Here is a 16,707-nt window from a genome sequence, read left to right on the forward strand (position 1 = left end):
TAAGGTAAGAGTTACATGAGTCGAGCAGCAAAAATTACGGTTGATCTGGAGGCTATCCGACAGAATTACCGACTGGCACGTTCCCTTAATACAGCGGGTAATGCTGCAGCAATTATCAAGGCAGATGCTTACGGACATAACGCCGTTAAGGTGGCCCGGGCGCTGCAAGCTGAAGCGGATGCATTCGGTGTTGCCTGTATTGAAGAGGGAATCGAGCTGATTGAAGCCGGTATACAAAAACCTGTTTTGCTGCTCGAGGGCTTCTTTGAAGTCAGTGAGCTGCCCTATATCAGTGAACATGGCATGTGGTGTGCGGTGCACAGCCTGTATCAGATAGAGCAGATAGCGCAAGCCTCTCTGAGTAAACCGATTACGGTCTGGCTGAAAATGAATTCCGGTATGAACCGCTTAGGTATCCATCCGGATGATTATCAGGCGGCGTTTCAGCGTTTGCAGCAACTGGAAAATGTATCAGATATCGTTTTGATGACCCACTTTGCCAGTTCTGATGAACTGGATAAAGCGACGACTGAGCAGCAGCTGGCGGTGTTCAACCGCGCCAGTGAGGGGTTGGATGCACCCCACTGCCTGGCTAATTCTGCCGCAGTGTTGGCCTGGCAGGATGCGCGTCGTGACTGGATGCGTCCCGGACTGATGCTGTACGGTGCGACACCTTTCCCGGAAGCGCAGGAGCAGGCTGATAAACTGCTACCGGCCATGACGCTGACCTCTGAAGTCATCGCTATACGCGATGTACAACCAGGCGAATGCGTCGGCTACGGTGGTAACTTCGTTGCCGATAAGCCGACCCGGGTAGGGACGGTTGCCCTTGGGTATGCTGATGGTTACCCGCGCCATGCTGTCACCGGTACACCGGTGTGGATCAATGGTCAGCGCGCGCGGATCATTGGCCGGGTGTCGATGGATATGCTGGGGGTTGATCTGACCGGTATACCAGACGCTGGCATCGGTACAGAGGTGGAGTTCTGGGGACGAAATGTGACTGCTGCAGAGGTTGCAACCTACTGCGATACAATCCCTTATACGCTGTTTACCGGCATTACCCGTCGGGTGCATAAGCGTTACATAAACGAATAGATGCAGTTGATCAGACGTTTTAAAACCGGCCCCGTGCCGGTTTTTTGTTTTATATTGTTCAGCGGGCGGTAATCTGCGTTAAGAAATGATATACAGGGACAGCGCTGTAGCACTGTTAATTCAGGGAGACCGATATGTATGCGGTGATTTTCCGGGCAGAGATCGCCCAGTTAGATGATGAGTACAACCAGATGGCTGCCCGGATGCGGGACCTTGCGTTGCAGGAGTATGGTTGCCTGGAGTTTACCGCCGTGACAGAGGGGAATCATGAGATCGCGATCTCATACTGGCGCAGCAAAGAGCAGATTCGTGCCTGGAAAGAGAATGCCGGGCATCGGTTAGCTCAGCAAAAGGGGCGAGCCCGGTGGTATACCTCATATCGGGTTCAGGTTGTCGAGGTGGTGCGGGAATACAGCGCATAAGTTTGCAGAGGAAGGAAAGGGTTATGGTGGGATTTACAGCGAGGCTGTTCAGAGCTGTTGTGCTTTGTGTCGTATCGGTTGTTACAGTGACAGCCACGGCAGCAACCAGTGTCTGGAAGGTGAGTTCAGGCGATAATGTGGTCTATGTTGGCGGGACGCTGCATGTTCTGCGTCAGAGCGACTACCCGCTTCCTCCAGAATTTGATCGCGCTTATCAGCACGCCGATAAGCTGGTTTTTGAAACGGATCTTGAACAGCTGCACTCTGCTGAGGTGCTGCAGCGAATGCAACAGGCAGTGCGTTACCCTGAGGGGATCAGTGGGTTGGATAAGCGGGTTTCTGCGCCCCTGTATCAGCGTATCGTCAGAGTCTGGACTCAGTATGGTTTGCCGGCAGAGGCTCTGGATCGGTTGCGTCCCTCGGGCATCGTTATTACTCTGACGATGCTTAACCTGAAACAGATAGGCGTGGACGCGCAGGGTATTGATGACTTTTATCACAGTCGGGCCACTGCGGATGGCAAACCCGTCGCTGGGCTGGAATCGGTGGAGCAGCAGATCCGCTTGTTGTCGGGTATGGGCGCCGGTGATGAAGAAAAATTCATGCGGATCTCTCTGGATGAACTGGACCAGTCTGGCGGGATCATCAACGAGATGGTGGCTGCCTGGCGGGGTGGCCGTCTGGCTGATCTTGAACATCTGGTTATTGATGACATGCGTCGCGAATCGCCCGCCAGTTTTCGTGCCCTGATGGTCGACCGAAATCAGCAATGGCTGCCGCAGATCGATGCTATGTTGCGTGACCGGCCGGTGGAGTTTGTGCTGGTGGGCAGCGGTCACCTGGCCGGTAAAGAGGGGCTTATTAATCAGTTGCAGCAGCGTGGTTATCGGGTTGAGCCGGTCGCTGAGTGATTCAGCCGGTCATCTTCAGCTGTTGGTGCCCGCACAGGAGTTTCAGTAGTTGCAGTTTACCTTGTGGATCTTTACGGGTGACAACCTCACCCTCCTTGCGGAAGTGGATATCCCTCAATCGGGACAGCCAGAAACGCATTGCCGCAACCTGTAACATGGTGCTGAAACTGCGCTGTTCATCACTATTCAGTGGGCGAACCGACTGATAGCTGTCGAGCATCAGTAACGCTTTGTTGAAATCGTATTCGGATGTGCGCTCGTCATAACACCAGGCATTCAGCGTGACACAGAGGTCATACAGATAGGGGGCTGAACAGGCGTGGTAGAAATCGATCAGGCCACAGAGTTTGTCGCCCTCAAACAGTGCATTGTCGGGGAACAGGTCGGCATGGATAGGGCCGGCTGGCAGGCTTTCCCAGGGGATATGTCCGGAATCCATCAGATTATAGTGAAGGCTCTGCTGCTCATCTTCTGCCAGATGAGGCATCAGTTTTGTCCCCAGATCTGAACACCATTGGTGGATATCGATAGTGTGTTTGTTTTCCAGTTGCTCTGCCAACTGATGCATCTGCGCCAGTGTTACACCGATAACACTGGCTTGCTGATCGTTGGGGGTTTGTAATGGGCTGCCAGCCAGCCGGGACATCAGCACGGCAGGACGATCATTGAGTTGCCCGGACAGACGCTGGTCATTCAGGTGGATCGGCTTAGCGCAGGCCACGCCATGCTGTGTCAGGTGCTCAATATAATCAAGAATAAAGGGGAGCTGATCGCTGCTGATCGATTCAACCAGCGTGAGGACAAACGGCCCCTCTGTGGTGGTGACAAAATAGTTAGTGTTTTCCACACCGGCTTCAATGCCCTGAAAATCGATCAGCTTGCCCACGTTGTACTGTTGCAGGTAGCTTTCAAGTTGCTCCCGGGTGACGGGTGTGTAAACAGACATCGTCAGTTCCTTTACTCGTTCGGTCGTCGGTGACAACCCTGTTATTCGGTGTTCAGTTGTAGTGTGTTCAGAGTATTTATACGGTTTAATTAAACTGTCTGGGCCTGAAGGTCCGCATGATACGAAGAGCGCACCATCGGGCCGCTGGCGACATTTTTAAAGCCCAGCTGATAACCAATCTGTTCATACTCCTTAAACTCTTCAGGCGTGACATAACGTTCCACGGCCAGATGATGCTTGCTCGGTTGCAGGTATTGACCAATCGTGATCATATCGACATTGTTAGCCCGCAGATCTTGCATCACCTTAACGACCTCTTCCTGGGTTTCACCCAGCCCGACCATAATGCCGGATTTGGTATCCACCTGTGGATGCAGCTGTTTAAAGCGGTACAACAGATTCAGTGACCAGAAATAATCAGCGCCGGGACGTACCTTGCTATAAAGGGAGGGCACTGTTTCCAGATTATGGTTGAGCACATCGGGCAGTTGCTCCGATAGCTTTTCCAGAGCGATATCCATCCGGCCCCGGAAATCCGGCACCAGTATTTCAACCTTCAGTTCTTTATTCAGGGCTCTTGCTTCTTTAATGCACTCGGCAAAGTGGCCTGCGCCGCCATCTTTCAGGTCATCCCGGTCTACTGAGGTGATTACCACATAGCGTAGTCCCAGTTGAGCGATATTGCGGGCGACGTTCTTGGGCTCATCCGGGTCAAGTTGCATCGGCCGGCCATGAGCGACATCGCAGAATGGACACCGCCGGGTACAGATAGCACCCATGATCATCAGGGTTGCTGTTTTGTGGCTGAAGCACTCAGCCAGATTAGGGCAGGAGGCTTCTTCACATACAGTATGCAGATTGAGTTCGCGAAGCTGCTGCTTAACTTTTTTAACATTGGCGTTGGAGTGCGAATCGATGCGGATCCAATCCGGCTTACGTAGTCGCTCCCGGGTGGGATCGGGTTTTTCCCGCAGACGGGACATTTTTGATTCGCCTTTCAGCTCTTTTAAAGGAATCATCGCCATCTGGGGAGGCCTCCGCTGCGTCTAAATCTGTGTCATGTGCTGTGTAGCCGGTGACGAAGCGCCTGGCGGTTATGCTGGGCCTGTTCTCCGTCACCCGACTGACTGTGTCGACCTTATTAAGCAGATCTTTTGAGTCGATCTGTCTGTCTTACCAGGTTCTGCTTTAACCGCGATAATAGCGTTGTTCGATAAAGGGGGTCTTAGATACCACCATTGGCAACAGTTTACCGCGCACAAGAGCATATATTTCTGTTTCCAGTGCTGCATACTCAGAAGCGACATATCCCATCGCAATTGGTACACCCACGGTTGGACCAAAGCTACCGCTGGTCACTTCACCAATGCGGACTCCTTCGGCATTGACCAGTTCAGCACCTTCGCGGACAGGGGCTTTGCCCTGGGCGATCAGACCCACCCGTTTGCGGGTGAAGCTCTTGTTGGCAATCTGGTCAAAGATCTTCTCCGCACCGGGGAAACCTCCGGCCCGTTCGCCTTCAGCGCGACGACATTTGCTGATCGCCCAGATCAGGCTACCTTCGATAGGTGTGGTGTTCTCATCAAGATCGTGACCGTAGAGGCAGAGACCGGATTCCAGTCTCAGAGAGTCCCGGGCGCCGAGGCCGATGAACTCAACTTCAGTCTGCGCAAGAAACAGACGGCAGAGACGTTCAGCTTCCGCTTCGGGGATGGAGATCTCGTAACCATCTTCGCCAGTGTAACCGGAGCGGCTGATAAAACACTCAACCCCATCGATAGCAATATGGCGTGAGTCCATAAATACCAGTTCGTTGACTTCAGGACAGATACGCGACAGTGCTGTCGCGGCTTCAGGCCCTTGCAATGCCACCAGAGCTCGGTCATCCAGCACTTCCAGTTCGACCCCTTCGCCAAGGTTCGCCTGCAGATGGGCAATGTCCTGAGCTTTGCAGGCTGCGTTGACGACAACATACAGATGATCACCATAGTTGGTGACCATCAGATCATCCATGATGCCTCCATGGGCATTGGTGAACAGTGCGTAGCGCTGCTTGCCAGCGGGCAGGTCGATAATGTCCACCGGTACCAGTTTTTCAAGTTCAGAAGCGGCGTTAGCGCCGGTCAGTTTTACCTGACCCATGTGAGAAACATCAAACAGACCCGCCTGTTCGCGGGTATGGATATGCTCTTTTTTAACCCCCATCGGATACTGAACAGGCATCTCGAAACCTGCGAAGGGAACCATCTTGCCTCCCAGTTCAATATGCAGATCGTAAAGCGGTGTTTTGTTCAGTTCTGACATGGGAGTCTCCATTGTTGATGTTCTAAATAACGCCTTTGTTCTTTGCCAACAGATTAGCAGAGAAAATTCTGGCAAAAGGGAAAAGTTTCCAATAGGAAACAAAGTTAATTGATCAGGGAATAGTTTGCAAGCAGAAAGTTACGTTGACGAGAAAGTTTGGGTCGTTTTTGAAATATTTAAAAGCCGTTGATAGTAGCTTGACGTCACAAAGAGCTTCAAAAGCTGTTGCTCGTAGCTCGCACGTCACAAAGAGCGTAACTTGTTCGTTGCTCGTAAGAGCCTTCTAAATGGTTCCATGATTAAGCGATCAGGTTGAGCGCTTTGTAAGGAAGTCGTTGAGTTTGGTTGGTAAAGGGTATCCCGAGCAACGAGCAAAGAAAACTGGGTTCTGTTTTTAAGCCGTAACCCAGAGCACCTCGGCGTCTTTCTTGCTGGTGGATACCAGCGCATGGCCCATTTCGCAATCGTAGTAGGCGCTGTCTCCGGCGACCAGTTCGATCGGTTCATAGAACTCGGTGTAGAACATGATGCTGCCACTAAGCACATAGAGAAACTCTTCGCCGTCATGGCGGATCCAGTCCTGATATTCATCCCAGGAGTGGGTGCGTACGGTGGTTTTAAAGGGGATCATCTTCTTGCTGGACAGCTGCGTTGCCAGCAGTTCGTGTTCATAGGTGGGTGTCGGGTGAGGCTTTCCCTCGCCGCGACGGGTGATGTCACGGCGGCCGCCACTGGCGGGGCTTTTCTTTTTCGGCTGAGTGAATAGTTGTGGGATATCGATGCCCAGCCCCTTAACCAGTTTATTAACGGCGGTAAAGGTGGGTGATATCTGCTCATTTTCAATCTTTGAGAGTGTCGAACGGGCAAGACCTGTCAGTTTGCTGGCTTCTTCCAGTGTCAGGTTCTGACTCAGGCGGATTTCGCGTACTCGCTTGCCAAGTTCAAGTGGCTCGACACTGGCTTCTGCATTATCCCGGGTAACCGAAAAGAACTGCTGCTCTTCTTTGAGAAAGGATGGCTTATCTGGCATCGGTTACTCCGTTTTTATACGTTAATACTGCTTGGCAAGGGGGTGTTCTCCCTGTTTCCGATAATAGTACACAACCGATCTGGGCATTGAAAGAAGGCCATATTTTCTAGTTTGATGGCATAATATGGAAAAGTTTCCTAAAAGAAACTTTTTGTTGATTTTAGGAAAATGCGCTGCTAGTCTGAGCGCCAGTTGGCTATCAATCTGTTTAGAACTGTTGTCCGGGCTTTATAGATTTGATGGCAGATTGGAGTAATCGTTGTGCATCAGGCTGGAGTAGCTGTCAGTGGCTTTGAGTATTTTTGATCTCTTTAAAGTAGGCGTGGGCCCTTCGAGTTCCCATACCGTGGGGCCGATGATTGCAGCCAATCGTTTTCTGGATGAGTTGCAGCATCGCCAGCAGTTTGAACAGGTCTGTAAGGTTAAAGTCAGGCTCTATGGTTCATTAGCGATGACCGGAAAAGGGCACTCAACGGATGTGGCAGTGCTGGTCGGGTTGATGGGTGAAATGCCTGATCGGGTCGATCCGGATCAGGTGCCGGTTTTTGTTACCCAGATTCAGCAAACTGGCCGTCTGAATCTGGCTGGTCAACGGTTAATTGAGTTCCGGGTTGATGAACATCTGCTGTTTCAATTTGGTGAGTCACTGCCTAAGCATCCGAATGGTATGCGTTTTCAGGCATTTGACGCAGCGGGCCTCGTCTTGCATGACGCGGTCTATTACTCCGTTGGGGGAGGCTTCGTGCTCAGTGATGCTGAGGTCGATCAACAGGCCGCCATTGCGGATAGTGTAACGCTGCCCTATGAGTTCAATAGCGGTGCAGAACTTCTGGCGCTGTGTAAACAGAGCGGTATGAGCATAGCTCAGATTATGCTGGAGAATGAACGGGTCTGGCGCAGTGATGATGAGGTTCGTGCCGGATTGCGAAACATCTGGCAGGTGATGGACAGCTGCATTCGACGTGGCTGTGCGGAAACCGGCGAGCTGCCGGGAGGTCTGCGGATAAAGCGCCGTGCCCACGAGCTCTGTGAAGAGTTGCGTAACAACCCGGAAGCGTCGTTTAAAGATCAACTGACAGTAATGGACTGGGTAAACCTCTATGCTATGGCGGTGAACGAAGAGAATGCTGCCGGTGGCCGGGTTGTGACTGCACCGACTAATGGTGCAGCCGGCGTCATTCCGGCGGTATTGGCTTACTACGACCGCTTTGTTCATGGTTCCAGTGAGCAGGGTATCTTTGATTTTATCGCCACGGCCGCAGCGATCGGTATGTTGTTTAAGAAGAACGCCTCTATCTCGGCTGCTGAGGTTGGTTGTCAGGGTGAGATCGGCGTCGCCTGTTCGATGGCCGCCGGTGCGCTCTGTGCAGTGATGGGTGGCACTATTGAACAGGTTGAGAATGCGGCCGAGATCGGTATGGAGCATAACCTGGGTCTTACCTGTGATCCTGTTGGCGGGCTGGTGCAGGTCCCTTGCATTGAACGCAATACCATGGGGGCGGTTAAAGCGATCAATGCTGCCCGGCTGGCGATACGGGGCGATGGCAAACACCACGTATCCCTTGATTCTGTTATAGAAACTATGCGTCAGACCGGTGTTGATATGCAGGACAAATATAAAGAAACCTCGCAGGGCGGACTGGCGGTTAACGTCGTTGCCTGCTGATTTTGAATTGCTTGAATCTGAATAGAGAATAACACGATGAATAACACTGAACTGTACCGCGGTGACACGATATGTGAAGCCTTTTTTACTCAGAATCTGGCTGAGCGGGATGCCGAACTGATGGCTGCGGTAAACGAAGAGTTTAGCCGCCAGGAAACGCAGATTGAGTTGATCGCTTCTGAAAATATCGTATCTAAAGCGGTGATGCAGGCTCAGGGAACTGTGCTGACCAATAAGTATGCAGAAGGTTATCCGGGACGTCGTTATTACGGTGGTTGTGAATATGCTGACAAGGCGGAAGAGTTGGCAATTGAGCGTGCAAAAAAGCTGTTCGACTGTGAATTTGCCAATGTTCAGCCACATTCTGGTGCACAGGCTAACGGTGCGGTCATGCTGGCACTGTTACAGCCAGGCGATACCGTTATGGGAATGTCTCTGGATGCGGGTGGCCATTTGACCCACGGCGCGCGCCCGGCATTGTCGGGTAAGTGGTTTAATGCTGTTCAGTACGGAGTTTCCAGGGAGGATAACCGGATTGATTATGATGCAGTGGAAGCGCTGGCAGTTGAATGCCAGCCAAAGATGATTATCGCGGGTGGTTCTGCCATTCCCCGGATAATCGATTTCGCCCGGTTCCGTGAGATTGCCGATAAGGTGGGGGCTTTTCTGTTTGTCGATATGGCGCACATCGCCGGACTGGTTGCTACCGGTGTGCACCCGAGTCCACTGCCGTATGCTGATGTTGTGACAACCACCACCCATAAGACTTTGCGGGGCCCTCGCGGTGGCATGATTCTGTCCAATAATCCGGACGTCGGCAAAAAAATTAACTCAGCGGTTTTCCCTGGATTGCAGGGTGGGCCTCTGATGCATGTTATCGCTGCCAAGGCTGTGGCTTTCGGCGAAGCGCTGCGTCCGGAATTTAAAACTTACATCGATCGGGTTGTTGAGAATGCGCAGGTGCTGGCCGGGGTCATGGTTGAGCGAGGTTGCGATATTGTGACCGGTGGTACCGACACCCATCTGATGCTGGTGGATCTGCGTCCCAAAGGCCTTAAAGGGAATGTTGTCGATGCAGCCCTGGAGCGTGCCGGCATCACTTGTAACAAAAATGGTATTCCGTTTGATCCTGAAAAGCCGATGGTGACTTCGGGTATACGTCTGGGTACACCTGCAGGAACCAGTCGCGGTTTTGGTGTCGAAGAGTTTCGCCTGATTGGCAATCTGATCAGTGATGTTCTGGATGGGTTGGTGGCCAACCCGGATGACAACTCAGCAGTTGAAGCGCAGGTGCGCGCTCAGGTAGAAAACCTGTGCAAACGCTTTCCGCTGTATAAATAACCCTATTATCCAACAAACGTTATGCTGGTTCTGCGCCAGTGTTGATCTTACAAAGGACATACAATTATGAGCATTCCATCTAACTACCGTTTCGCTTCAAGCCATGAATGGGTTCTGGATAATGGTGACGGTACCGTCACTATGGGGATTTCAGATCATGCGCAGGAGCTGTTGGGTGATGTGGTTTTTGTTGAACTGCCGGAAGTGGGACGTGAAGTCGATGCCGGAGAGGAGTTCTCACTGGTTGAATCAGTCAAAGCCGCATCGGATATCTATTCACCGGTAACCGGCGAGGTCGTCGCGATAAATGAAGCGCTGGAAGATCAGCCTGAAACCGTGAATAACGCGCCTTACGATGGTGGCTGGATAGTTAAAATTAAACTGGCTGATGCATCTCAGCTGGATGAGTTGCTGGACGCCGAGTCTTATGCAGCTACGATTGCTGAATAGATCTGATCTATGCTGATAACTGTTGTCGTATCGGACGACAGGCTATCACTGTCCCCCGATCGGGTCTTTCGCAAACGCGGGGAGGTTGTTAAGGCCTTCCCGCACCCTTTACTTTGAGATCTGCAGTAATACTGCCGATCAGTTTACACAGGTTATTGTAATGGCTACCGAGATATTGACTCCTGTTCCGCTAAGTACGCTTCAGCAGACCACCGATTTTACCCGTCGGCATATTGGTCCGGACATCGATCAGACCGCAGCGATGCTGGCTGAGCTGGGTATCAGTTCTATAGAGGAGCTGATGACGCAGACCGTACCGGATTCAATCCGTCTGGATGATGCGCTGGATATGGCGGATGCTGTGTCTGAAGCCGATGCGCTGGCACTGTTGCGTCGTCTGGCTGATCAGAATCAGGTGAACCGCTCTTATATCGGTATGGGCTATCACAATACTCTGGTACCTAACGTGATTCTGCGTAACGTGATGGAAAATCCCGGCTGGTATACCGCCTATACACCTTACCAGCCAGAGATATCTCAGGGACGTCTTGAAGCGCTGCTGAATTATCAGCAGATGGTGATGGATCTCACCGGTATGGATCTGGCCAATGCCTCTCTTCTGGATGAGGCCACTGCCGCAGCGGAAGCGATGACCCTGTGCAAACGTTCCAACCGCAAAAAAAGCGATATCTTTTTTGTCGCTGATGACGTGCATCCGCAGACTATCGATGTGATCAGAACCCGGGCGGAGTATTTCGGTTTTGAAATTGTGGTGGGTAATCCGCTGACGGATCTGGATCACTGCGATGCCTTTGGCGTTCAGCTGCAATATCCGGGCACCTACGGTGATATTACGGATATTAAAACCCTGATTGAAAAAGCCAGAGCGCAGCAGGCGATGGTGTCTGTCGCGGCCGATCCTTTAGCGCTGGTGTTGTTGAAATCCCCGGGCGAGCTGGGTGCTGATGTGGTGTTAGGGTCGTCCCAGCGCTTCGGTGTGCCGATGGGCTTTGGTGGCCCACACGCGGCGTTCTTTGCTGCCAGTGAAAAGCTCAAGCGTTCGGTGCCTGGCCGTATTATCGGTGTCTCTATTGATGCCAATGGTAACCAGGCATTGCGGATGGCGATGCAAACCCGGGAGCAGCATATCCGTCGTGAGAAGGCGACCTCCAATATCTGTACGGCGCAGGCGTTGCTGGCGAATATGGCGTCGTTCTACTGTGTCTATCACGGTCCGGATGGCCTCAAAACTATTGCTGAGCGGGTGCATCGCCTGACCGCTATTCTGGCCAATGGCCTTAAATCCAAAGGCGTTGTGGTCAATGACAGTTACTTTGATACTTTGACGCTGACGTTGCCCGAAACCGCTGCTGAGGTCTATCAGCGAGCGCTGGATGCCGGTTGCAACCTGCGTCAGACTGCCGTGGATAAACTGGGAGTCTCGCTGGATGAAACCACCCGGCCTGAGGATATTGCCGATCTGTTTGATTGTGTGCTGGGTGAAGGGCACGGTCTGTCGGTGGCTGAGCTGGATGCGGCAATCGTCGCCGGTGCGGCAACCGGTATCACCGCTGAGATGCGTCGCAGCGACGCGATTCTGAGCCATCCGACTTTTAACAGTTACCATAGCGAAACCGATATGCTGCGCTACATGAAGCGGCTGGAGAATAAAGATTACTCTCTGGTACACGGCATGATCCCGCTGGGGTCCTGTACTATGAAGCTGAACGCTACTGCTGAGATGATTCCGGTTACCTGGCCGGAGTTCTCTAACATTCACCCCTTCGCACCGGCAGAGCAGGTTAAAGGGTATCAGCAGATGCTCACACTTCTTGAAGAGCAGCTGGTGGAGATTACCGGTTACGATAAGGTGTCGCTGCAGCCTAACTCAGGTGCGTCCGGGGAATATGCCGGTTTGCTGGCGATTCGCAAATATCAGGCATCCATTGGGGAGGGGCATCGCAATGTCTGTCTGATACCGTCTTCGGCACACGGTACCAACCCGGCCTCGGCGGCGATGATGGATATGAAGATTATCGTCACCCGCTGTGATGAGAAGGGCAACGTGGATGTCGCTGATCTGCGGGCTCAGGCAGAGCTGCATAAGGATAATCTCTCCTGTCTGATGATCACCTATCCCTCTACCCATGGGGTATATGAGGAGGATATTGTCGAGATCTGTAACATCATTCACAAGAATGGTGGCCAGGTGTATATGGATGGCGCCAATATGAACGCTCAGGTAGGGATCTCCAAACCGGGTCTGATCGGGTCTGATGTGTCTCACCTGAATCTGCACAAAACCTTTGCTATCCCGCACGGTGGCGGTGGTCCCGGTATGGGGCCGATCGGGGTCAAGAGCCATCTGGCGCCGTTTCTGGCGAGTCACAAGGTCAGCCCGGTTACAGGTCTGAACCCAGAGAACGGTGCAGTCGCGGCAACCCCCTATGGTTCTGCATCCATTCTGCCGATCACCTGGATGTATAATCTGATGCTGGGCAAGTCGGGGCTGAAGCGTTCCACTCAGATGGCGATTCTCAACGCTAACTACATGGCGGAGAAGCTTTCAGGGCACTATCCGATTCTCTACCGGGGGCGTAATAACAAAGTGGCCCATGAGTGTATCGTCGACATTCGCCCGCTGAAGGAGGCTTCCGGTGTTACTGAGGAGGATATCGCCAAGCGTCTGATGGATTACGGTTTTCATGCGCCGACCATGTCATTCCCGGTCGCCGGTACACTGATGATCGAACCGACCGAATCTGAATCAAAAGTGGAGATCGATCGCTTTATTGATGCGATGGTGCAGATTAAAGGGGAGGTCGAGAAGGTGCGCAGCGGACACTGGCCTGCGGATAACAACCCGTTGTGCCTGGCTCCACATACCCAGGCTGATATGATGGCTGAAGAGTGGAACCGCCCCTATACCCGGGAGGAAGCGGTGTTTCCGAGTCGCGCGACCCGGGAAAACAAGTTCTGGCCGACCTCAAACCGGATAGACAATGTGTACGGCGACAGGAACTTTATCTGTTCCTGCCCTGCTATCGAAACCTATATGGACGACCCGATTTAACTGAATGATAAATCGGTGTTTTCAATAGTCGCCTTATGAACAGGTGCCCAGGCGGATCAGGAAACTGATCCGCCTTTTTTGTGTTACGACGATTATCCAAAACAACACCGTAACATCAGCTTCATATCTTTCAGGCATTTTGTTGGTATAACCTATGGAGGCTAAGATGACTGATATCCTTAGTAACATTGAACAGATCTACAGCGAGATGGGCCATAACCACTATGGTGAAGGGGTCAGCCAGATTGAGCATGCAGTGCAGTGCGCACGTCTGGCGGTGGAAGATGGTGAACGGGCAGATATGGTTGTCGCGGCTTTGCTACATGATATAGGGCACCTGTTTGCCGGGGTGAACCCTGGTTATGGGGACTTCTGTCATGACCAGGCTGGCGCTGAATATCTTAGCCAATACTTCCCTCCTGGTGTGACTGAGCCTGTGCGCCTGCATGTCAGCGCAAAACGCTATCTCTGTACCACTGAAGCGGGTTATATCGATAGTCTTTCAGAGGCCTCTCGCTACTCTCTGGAGCATCAGGGCGGCTTTATGACGGAAGATGAGATCACCGCTTTTCTTGCAGAACCTTTTTATGAGCAGGCGATACGTTTGCGACGCTGGGATGATGAAGCCAAGGATGAGCAACTGGCATCGACACCATTCAGCAGCTTTAGCCAGAAAATAGTGGAGGTCTGCAACGCCTGAGGGGTGCCTGAAACGCCCTGTCGATACAAAAAAAAACCGCCATAAGGCGGTTTTTTTCGTAATTCTTATTGCTCCAGCTGAAACACCTTAATCATCAGGCTCAATGGGGGGGGGTGCTCAACTTTCGGGTGGTATCAGCCGAAGTAATACCCCTATATATACAATATTGGTGCCTGTTTTTTATAAAATGAAGGATATCAATGGGTTGCTTTTATTTTGTGTGTTTTTCTATCGCGATTAAATCTTTATCTGAAAAAAAGTGTTGCTGTTTCGATACGCAAAATAGGGCTTGTGATTGTTTTTCATATAAATCAAATAGTTATTGTGTATGTTATTTGAGTCATTACTGTTAAATATTTGATTTTAAATATGTTTTATTGTCCGTTTTTTGATTATACAGATGGCAGATTTGCAGTTTATAACTGAGGCTGAAAAATATACAGGACTTTTTTAAGAAAATAGCGAGGGTTGTTTGGACTGAAGTCTGTCTGGTCTTAAAACAGACCCGGGCGACAGATCAGTCTTTAAAATTCAACTAAAGATAAAGTGTAAAGCAGGGGGGATTGATTGACGCGTATACAGCAAGGATGCGGGCAGGGGGCACTGTTTAGGTAAAAAAAAACAGGCCAGAGGCCTGTCAAAATAAGAGCGATATAAAAAGACCGGCCTGTCTTGTGCCAGTCATATGCTCTTTAGAGAGAATCGTTTCAGATTGCAGCTGTATCACCATCCAACGCCTTCATCGACATTTTGTAGTCTGTATGGCTGGACAGTGGCCCGAAAGCTGGGGTCTTTGATGTAACACGGTGTTTAACGAAAGCGAAGGCTCTCAGAATAAGCTCTGCCTGTACCTGAGAGCGCATGCTTACTGCCTGCTGGTAGATACTGTTGTGGGTTTCAGGAATTGCCATTTTACTCACCATACGTTGAATTCAGTTCAGAGAATATATTCAGTTGATCAGCGTTGATCTGTCAGAACGAAATTCAGAAAACAGAAAGGGATCACCCTTCGGAATATGCGCGCATTTTAGACTTTCGTCTGAGGTGTGTTAACTGATCAATTTTCAGATAAATGATGAGTTAAATTCATCAGTTGGATGGTCGTTTACTTTGGCATGAGGAAGACAATCAAATTTGAGTCATCCCTGTGTATTTACCTGACCTTTAGGCCTGAGTATAGTTGATTAAATTTATTGAATCGGCTTAGGCCAGAGGATTTAGCATGAAGATACTGGCGTTATCAGGAAGTACCCGGGCGGAATCCTTCAACCGCAGATTGCTTGACATTGCTGTGGCTGGTGCCCGGCAGGCTGGCGCTGAGGTAACGGTTGTGGATCTTAGTGAATATCCGATGCCTCTCTACAATCAGGATCTTGAATATAAAGAAGGTATTCCCGAGGCAGCTGTTCAATTGAAACGGCTGATGGTAGAGCATCAGGGATTGCTGATTGCATCGCCAGAGTACAATGGGTTTCCAACGCCATTGCTGAAAAACACCTTTGACTGGCTCTCGCGCAAACAGGCTGAACATGAGCCCCCCATGTTTGCTTTCCAGCATAAAATAGCGGCCTTGCTATCGGCGTCTCCCGGTGCGGGGGGAGGCACCCGGGGGCTGACTATTCTGCGCATCTATCTTCAGAATCTGGGGATAATGACGCTTCCTGGGCAGGTTTCGTTAGGGCTGGCAGGGCAGGCGTTCAGAGAGGATGGCCGTTTGCACAATGACCAGTTGCAACAATCTACCGAGTCCTTAGCGGCAGATCTGTTTGAGATGCTGCAGAAACAGGCAGACCGGTTTGACTGAAGCGCGTGATTTTATCGCTTTCTCGCCATCAGCGGCGCGAAATTGCCAACCTATTTTGCAGCAATTAACTTCGCTCCTGAGCGGTGATGAGTCTGTTTTGGAGATTGGTAGTGGTAATGGCCAGCATGCTGTTTATTTCACCGAGCAGCTTACTGGCCTCCGTTGGTTGCCCTCAGAGGTCGCGCCGCAGTTGCCGCTATTACAGACGAACCTTGATGCCCACGGTTGTGCCAATATCGACGAGCCGGTGGTGCTGGATCTACGCCATCAGAACTGGGATAACGGCTTGCCTGAGGTTGATCTGATATTCAGTGCTAACACTCTGCATATTATTAGCTGGACTGAAGTTGTTTCACTGTTTGCACGTGCAGAAGCGGTTCTGAAACCTGCCGGCCGGGTTATTCTCTATGGTCCGTTTCGTTACAATAATGCCTTTACCAGCGAGAGTAACGCTGAGTTTGATCACTGGCTGAAAGCGCGTAATCCTGATAGCGGGGTCCGGGATTTCGAACAGGTTAATTCACTGGCGCACGCTGCGAACTTAATGCTGGAGTGTGATATCGGTATGCCAGCTAATAATCAGCTGTTGGTATGGCGGCGGGGTGGATAAGGCTGTAACCCGGAGGTTACAGCCGGGCAGTCAAAGCATTACAGGATAGTAACGTTCTCAGCCTGAGGACCTTTCTGGCCCTGAGTTACTTCGAAAGAAACTTGCTGTCCTTCGTTCAGAGTCTTAAAACCATCGGAGTTGATAGCGCGGAAGTGAACGAATACGTCAGGACCGTTATCCTGTTCGATAAAACCATAGCCTTTATCGGCATTGAACCATTTAACGGTACCAGTAGATGTAGACATAATTGTATTCCCTACAATAGTTTTTTTTTAAATAATTGCGTTCTGAATCGAATCAGATACACGGGTTAAGCTAAGAATGCAGGAACTACATTTATGACTAAGGGACA

General features: G+C 51.1%; 16 protein-coding genes. 10 read left to right on the forward strand and 6 right to left on the reverse strand.

The features are described from left to right. Positions 1-15: 15 nt before the first annotated feature. The 3 genes from alr (at position 16) to BMY09_RS01195 (ending at position 2,431) form a co-directional block, all read left to right on the forward strand. Positions 16-1,098, forward strand: a complete 1,083-nt coding sequence (alr, locus tag BMY09_RS01185) for an alanine racemase (RefSeq protein WP_091352836.1) — start codon at positions 16-18, stop codon at positions 1,096-1,098. A gap of 134 nt (positions 1,099-1,232) precedes the next feature. Then, complete coding sequence (locus tag BMY09_RS01190; RefSeq protein ID WP_091352838.1) at positions 1,233-1,520, forward strand: antibiotic biosynthesis monooxygenase family protein; 288 nt, start codon at positions 1,233-1,235, stop codon at positions 1,518-1,520. A 23-nt stretch (positions 1,521-1,543) separates the two neighbouring features. After that, a complete protein-coding gene (locus BMY09_RS01195) occupies positions 1,544-2,431 on the forward strand; it encodes a TraB/GumN family protein (RefSeq protein ID WP_091352841.1) in 888 nt (295 codons plus the stop codon). Between the two features lies 1 nt (position 2,432). Here the strand turns inward: BMY09_RS01195 and BMY09_RS01200 are convergent, their stop codons facing one another. From BMY09_RS01200 to BMY09_RS01215, 4 genes are all read right to left on the reverse strand, one after another. Further along, complete coding sequence (locus BMY09_RS01200) at positions 2,433-3,377, reverse strand: homoserine kinase (protein WP_091352844.1); 945 nt, start codon at positions 3,375-3,377, stop codon at positions 2,433-2,435. A gap of 89 nt (positions 3,378-3,466) precedes the next feature. Further along, entirely contained in the window at positions 3,467-4,402 is a 936-nt protein-coding gene (gene lipA / locus BMY09_RS01205) for a lipoyl synthase (RefSeq protein WP_091352846.1), read from the reverse strand. Positions 4,403-4,565: 163 nt separating this feature from the next. Then, positions 4,566-5,681: a glycine cleavage system aminomethyltransferase GcvT gene (gcvT, locus tag BMY09_RS01210; RefSeq protein ID WP_091352848.1), complete on the reverse strand. Its 1,116-nt coding sequence runs from the start codon at positions 5,679-5,681 to the stop codon at positions 4,566-4,568. Positions 5,682-6,075: 394 nt separating this feature from the next. After that, positions 6,076-6,711 (reverse strand): helix-turn-helix domain-containing protein, encoded by a 636-nt coding sequence (locus BMY09_RS01215; protein WP_091352850.1) that lies wholly within the window; start codon positions 6,709-6,711, stop codon positions 6,076-6,078. A 286-nt stretch (positions 6,712-6,997) separates the two neighbouring features. On the opposite strand from BMY09_RS01215, the gene BMY09_RS01220 reads away from it, so the two are divergent. The 5 genes from BMY09_RS01220 to BMY09_RS01240 all read left to right on the forward strand — a co-directional run bounded on the left by BMY09_RS01220 (position 6,998) and on the right by BMY09_RS01240 (position 13,941). Further along, positions 6,998-8,377, forward strand: coding sequence for an L-serine ammonia-lyase (locus tag BMY09_RS01220; protein ID WP_091352853.1), 1,380 nt, complete (start codon positions 6,998-7,000; stop codon positions 8,375-8,377). Between the two features lie 36 nt (positions 8,378-8,413). Then, entirely contained in the window at positions 8,414-9,718 is a 1,305-nt protein-coding gene (gene glyA, locus BMY09_RS01225) for a serine hydroxymethyltransferase (protein WP_091352858.1), read from the forward strand. Positions 9,719-9,781: 63 nt separating this feature from the next. Further along, complete coding sequence (gene gcvH / locus BMY09_RS01230; protein ID WP_217647382.1) at positions 9,782-10,168, forward strand: glycine cleavage system protein GcvH; 387 nt, start codon at positions 9,782-9,784, stop codon at positions 10,166-10,168. Positions 10,169-10,328: 160 nt separating this feature from the next. Then, positions 10,329-13,241 carry an aminomethyl-transferring glycine dehydrogenase gene (gcvP, locus tag BMY09_RS01235; protein WP_091352864.1) on the forward strand — a complete coding sequence of 971 codons (2,913 nt, stop codon included), beginning with the start codon at positions 10,329-10,331 and terminating at the stop codon, positions 13,239-13,241. A 166-nt stretch (positions 13,242-13,407) separates the two neighbouring features. After that, positions 13,408-13,941 (forward strand): HD domain-containing protein, encoded by a 534-nt coding sequence (locus BMY09_RS01240; RefSeq protein ID WP_091352867.1) that lies wholly within the window; start codon positions 13,408-13,410, stop codon positions 13,939-13,941. A 707-nt stretch (positions 13,942-14,648) separates the two neighbouring features. Here BMY09_RS01240 and BMY09_RS01245 read toward each other — a convergent pair. Beyond that, positions 14,649-14,852 carry a hypothetical protein gene (locus BMY09_RS01245; RefSeq protein WP_139203115.1) on the reverse strand — a complete coding sequence of 68 codons (204 nt, stop codon included), beginning with the start codon at positions 14,850-14,852 and terminating at the stop codon, positions 14,649-14,651. 311 nt (positions 14,853-15,163) lie between these two features. Here BMY09_RS01245 and BMY09_RS01250 point away from each other — a divergent pair, with 311 nt between their 5' ends. Further along, the gene (locus tag BMY09_RS01250; RefSeq protein ID WP_091352873.1) at positions 15,164-15,745 is read left to right on the forward strand and encodes an NADPH-dependent FMN reductase; all 582 of its coding nucleotides are present in this window, start codon (positions 15,164-15,166) and stop codon (positions 15,743-15,745) included. After that, positions 15,738-16,355, forward strand: coding sequence for a DUF938 domain-containing protein (locus BMY09_RS01255; protein ID WP_217647367.1), 618 nt, complete (start codon positions 15,738-15,740; stop codon positions 16,353-16,355). Before BMY09_RS01250 ends, BMY09_RS01255 begins: the two co-directional genes overlap by 8 nt. Before the next feature lie 38 nt (positions 16,356-16,393). Here the strand turns inward: BMY09_RS01255 and cspE are convergent, their stop codons facing one another. Next, complete coding sequence (gene cspE / locus BMY09_RS01260; RefSeq protein ID WP_091352876.1) at positions 16,394-16,600, reverse strand: transcription antiterminator/RNA stability regulator CspE; 207 nt, start codon at positions 16,598-16,600, stop codon at positions 16,394-16,396. Positions 16,601-16,707 lie beyond the last annotated feature (107 nt).

The organism is Amphritea atlantica (assembly GCF_900111095.1).
GTDB classification, from domain to species: domain Bacteria; phylum Pseudomonadota; class Gammaproteobacteria; order Pseudomonadales; family Balneatricaceae; genus Amphritea; species Amphritea atlantica.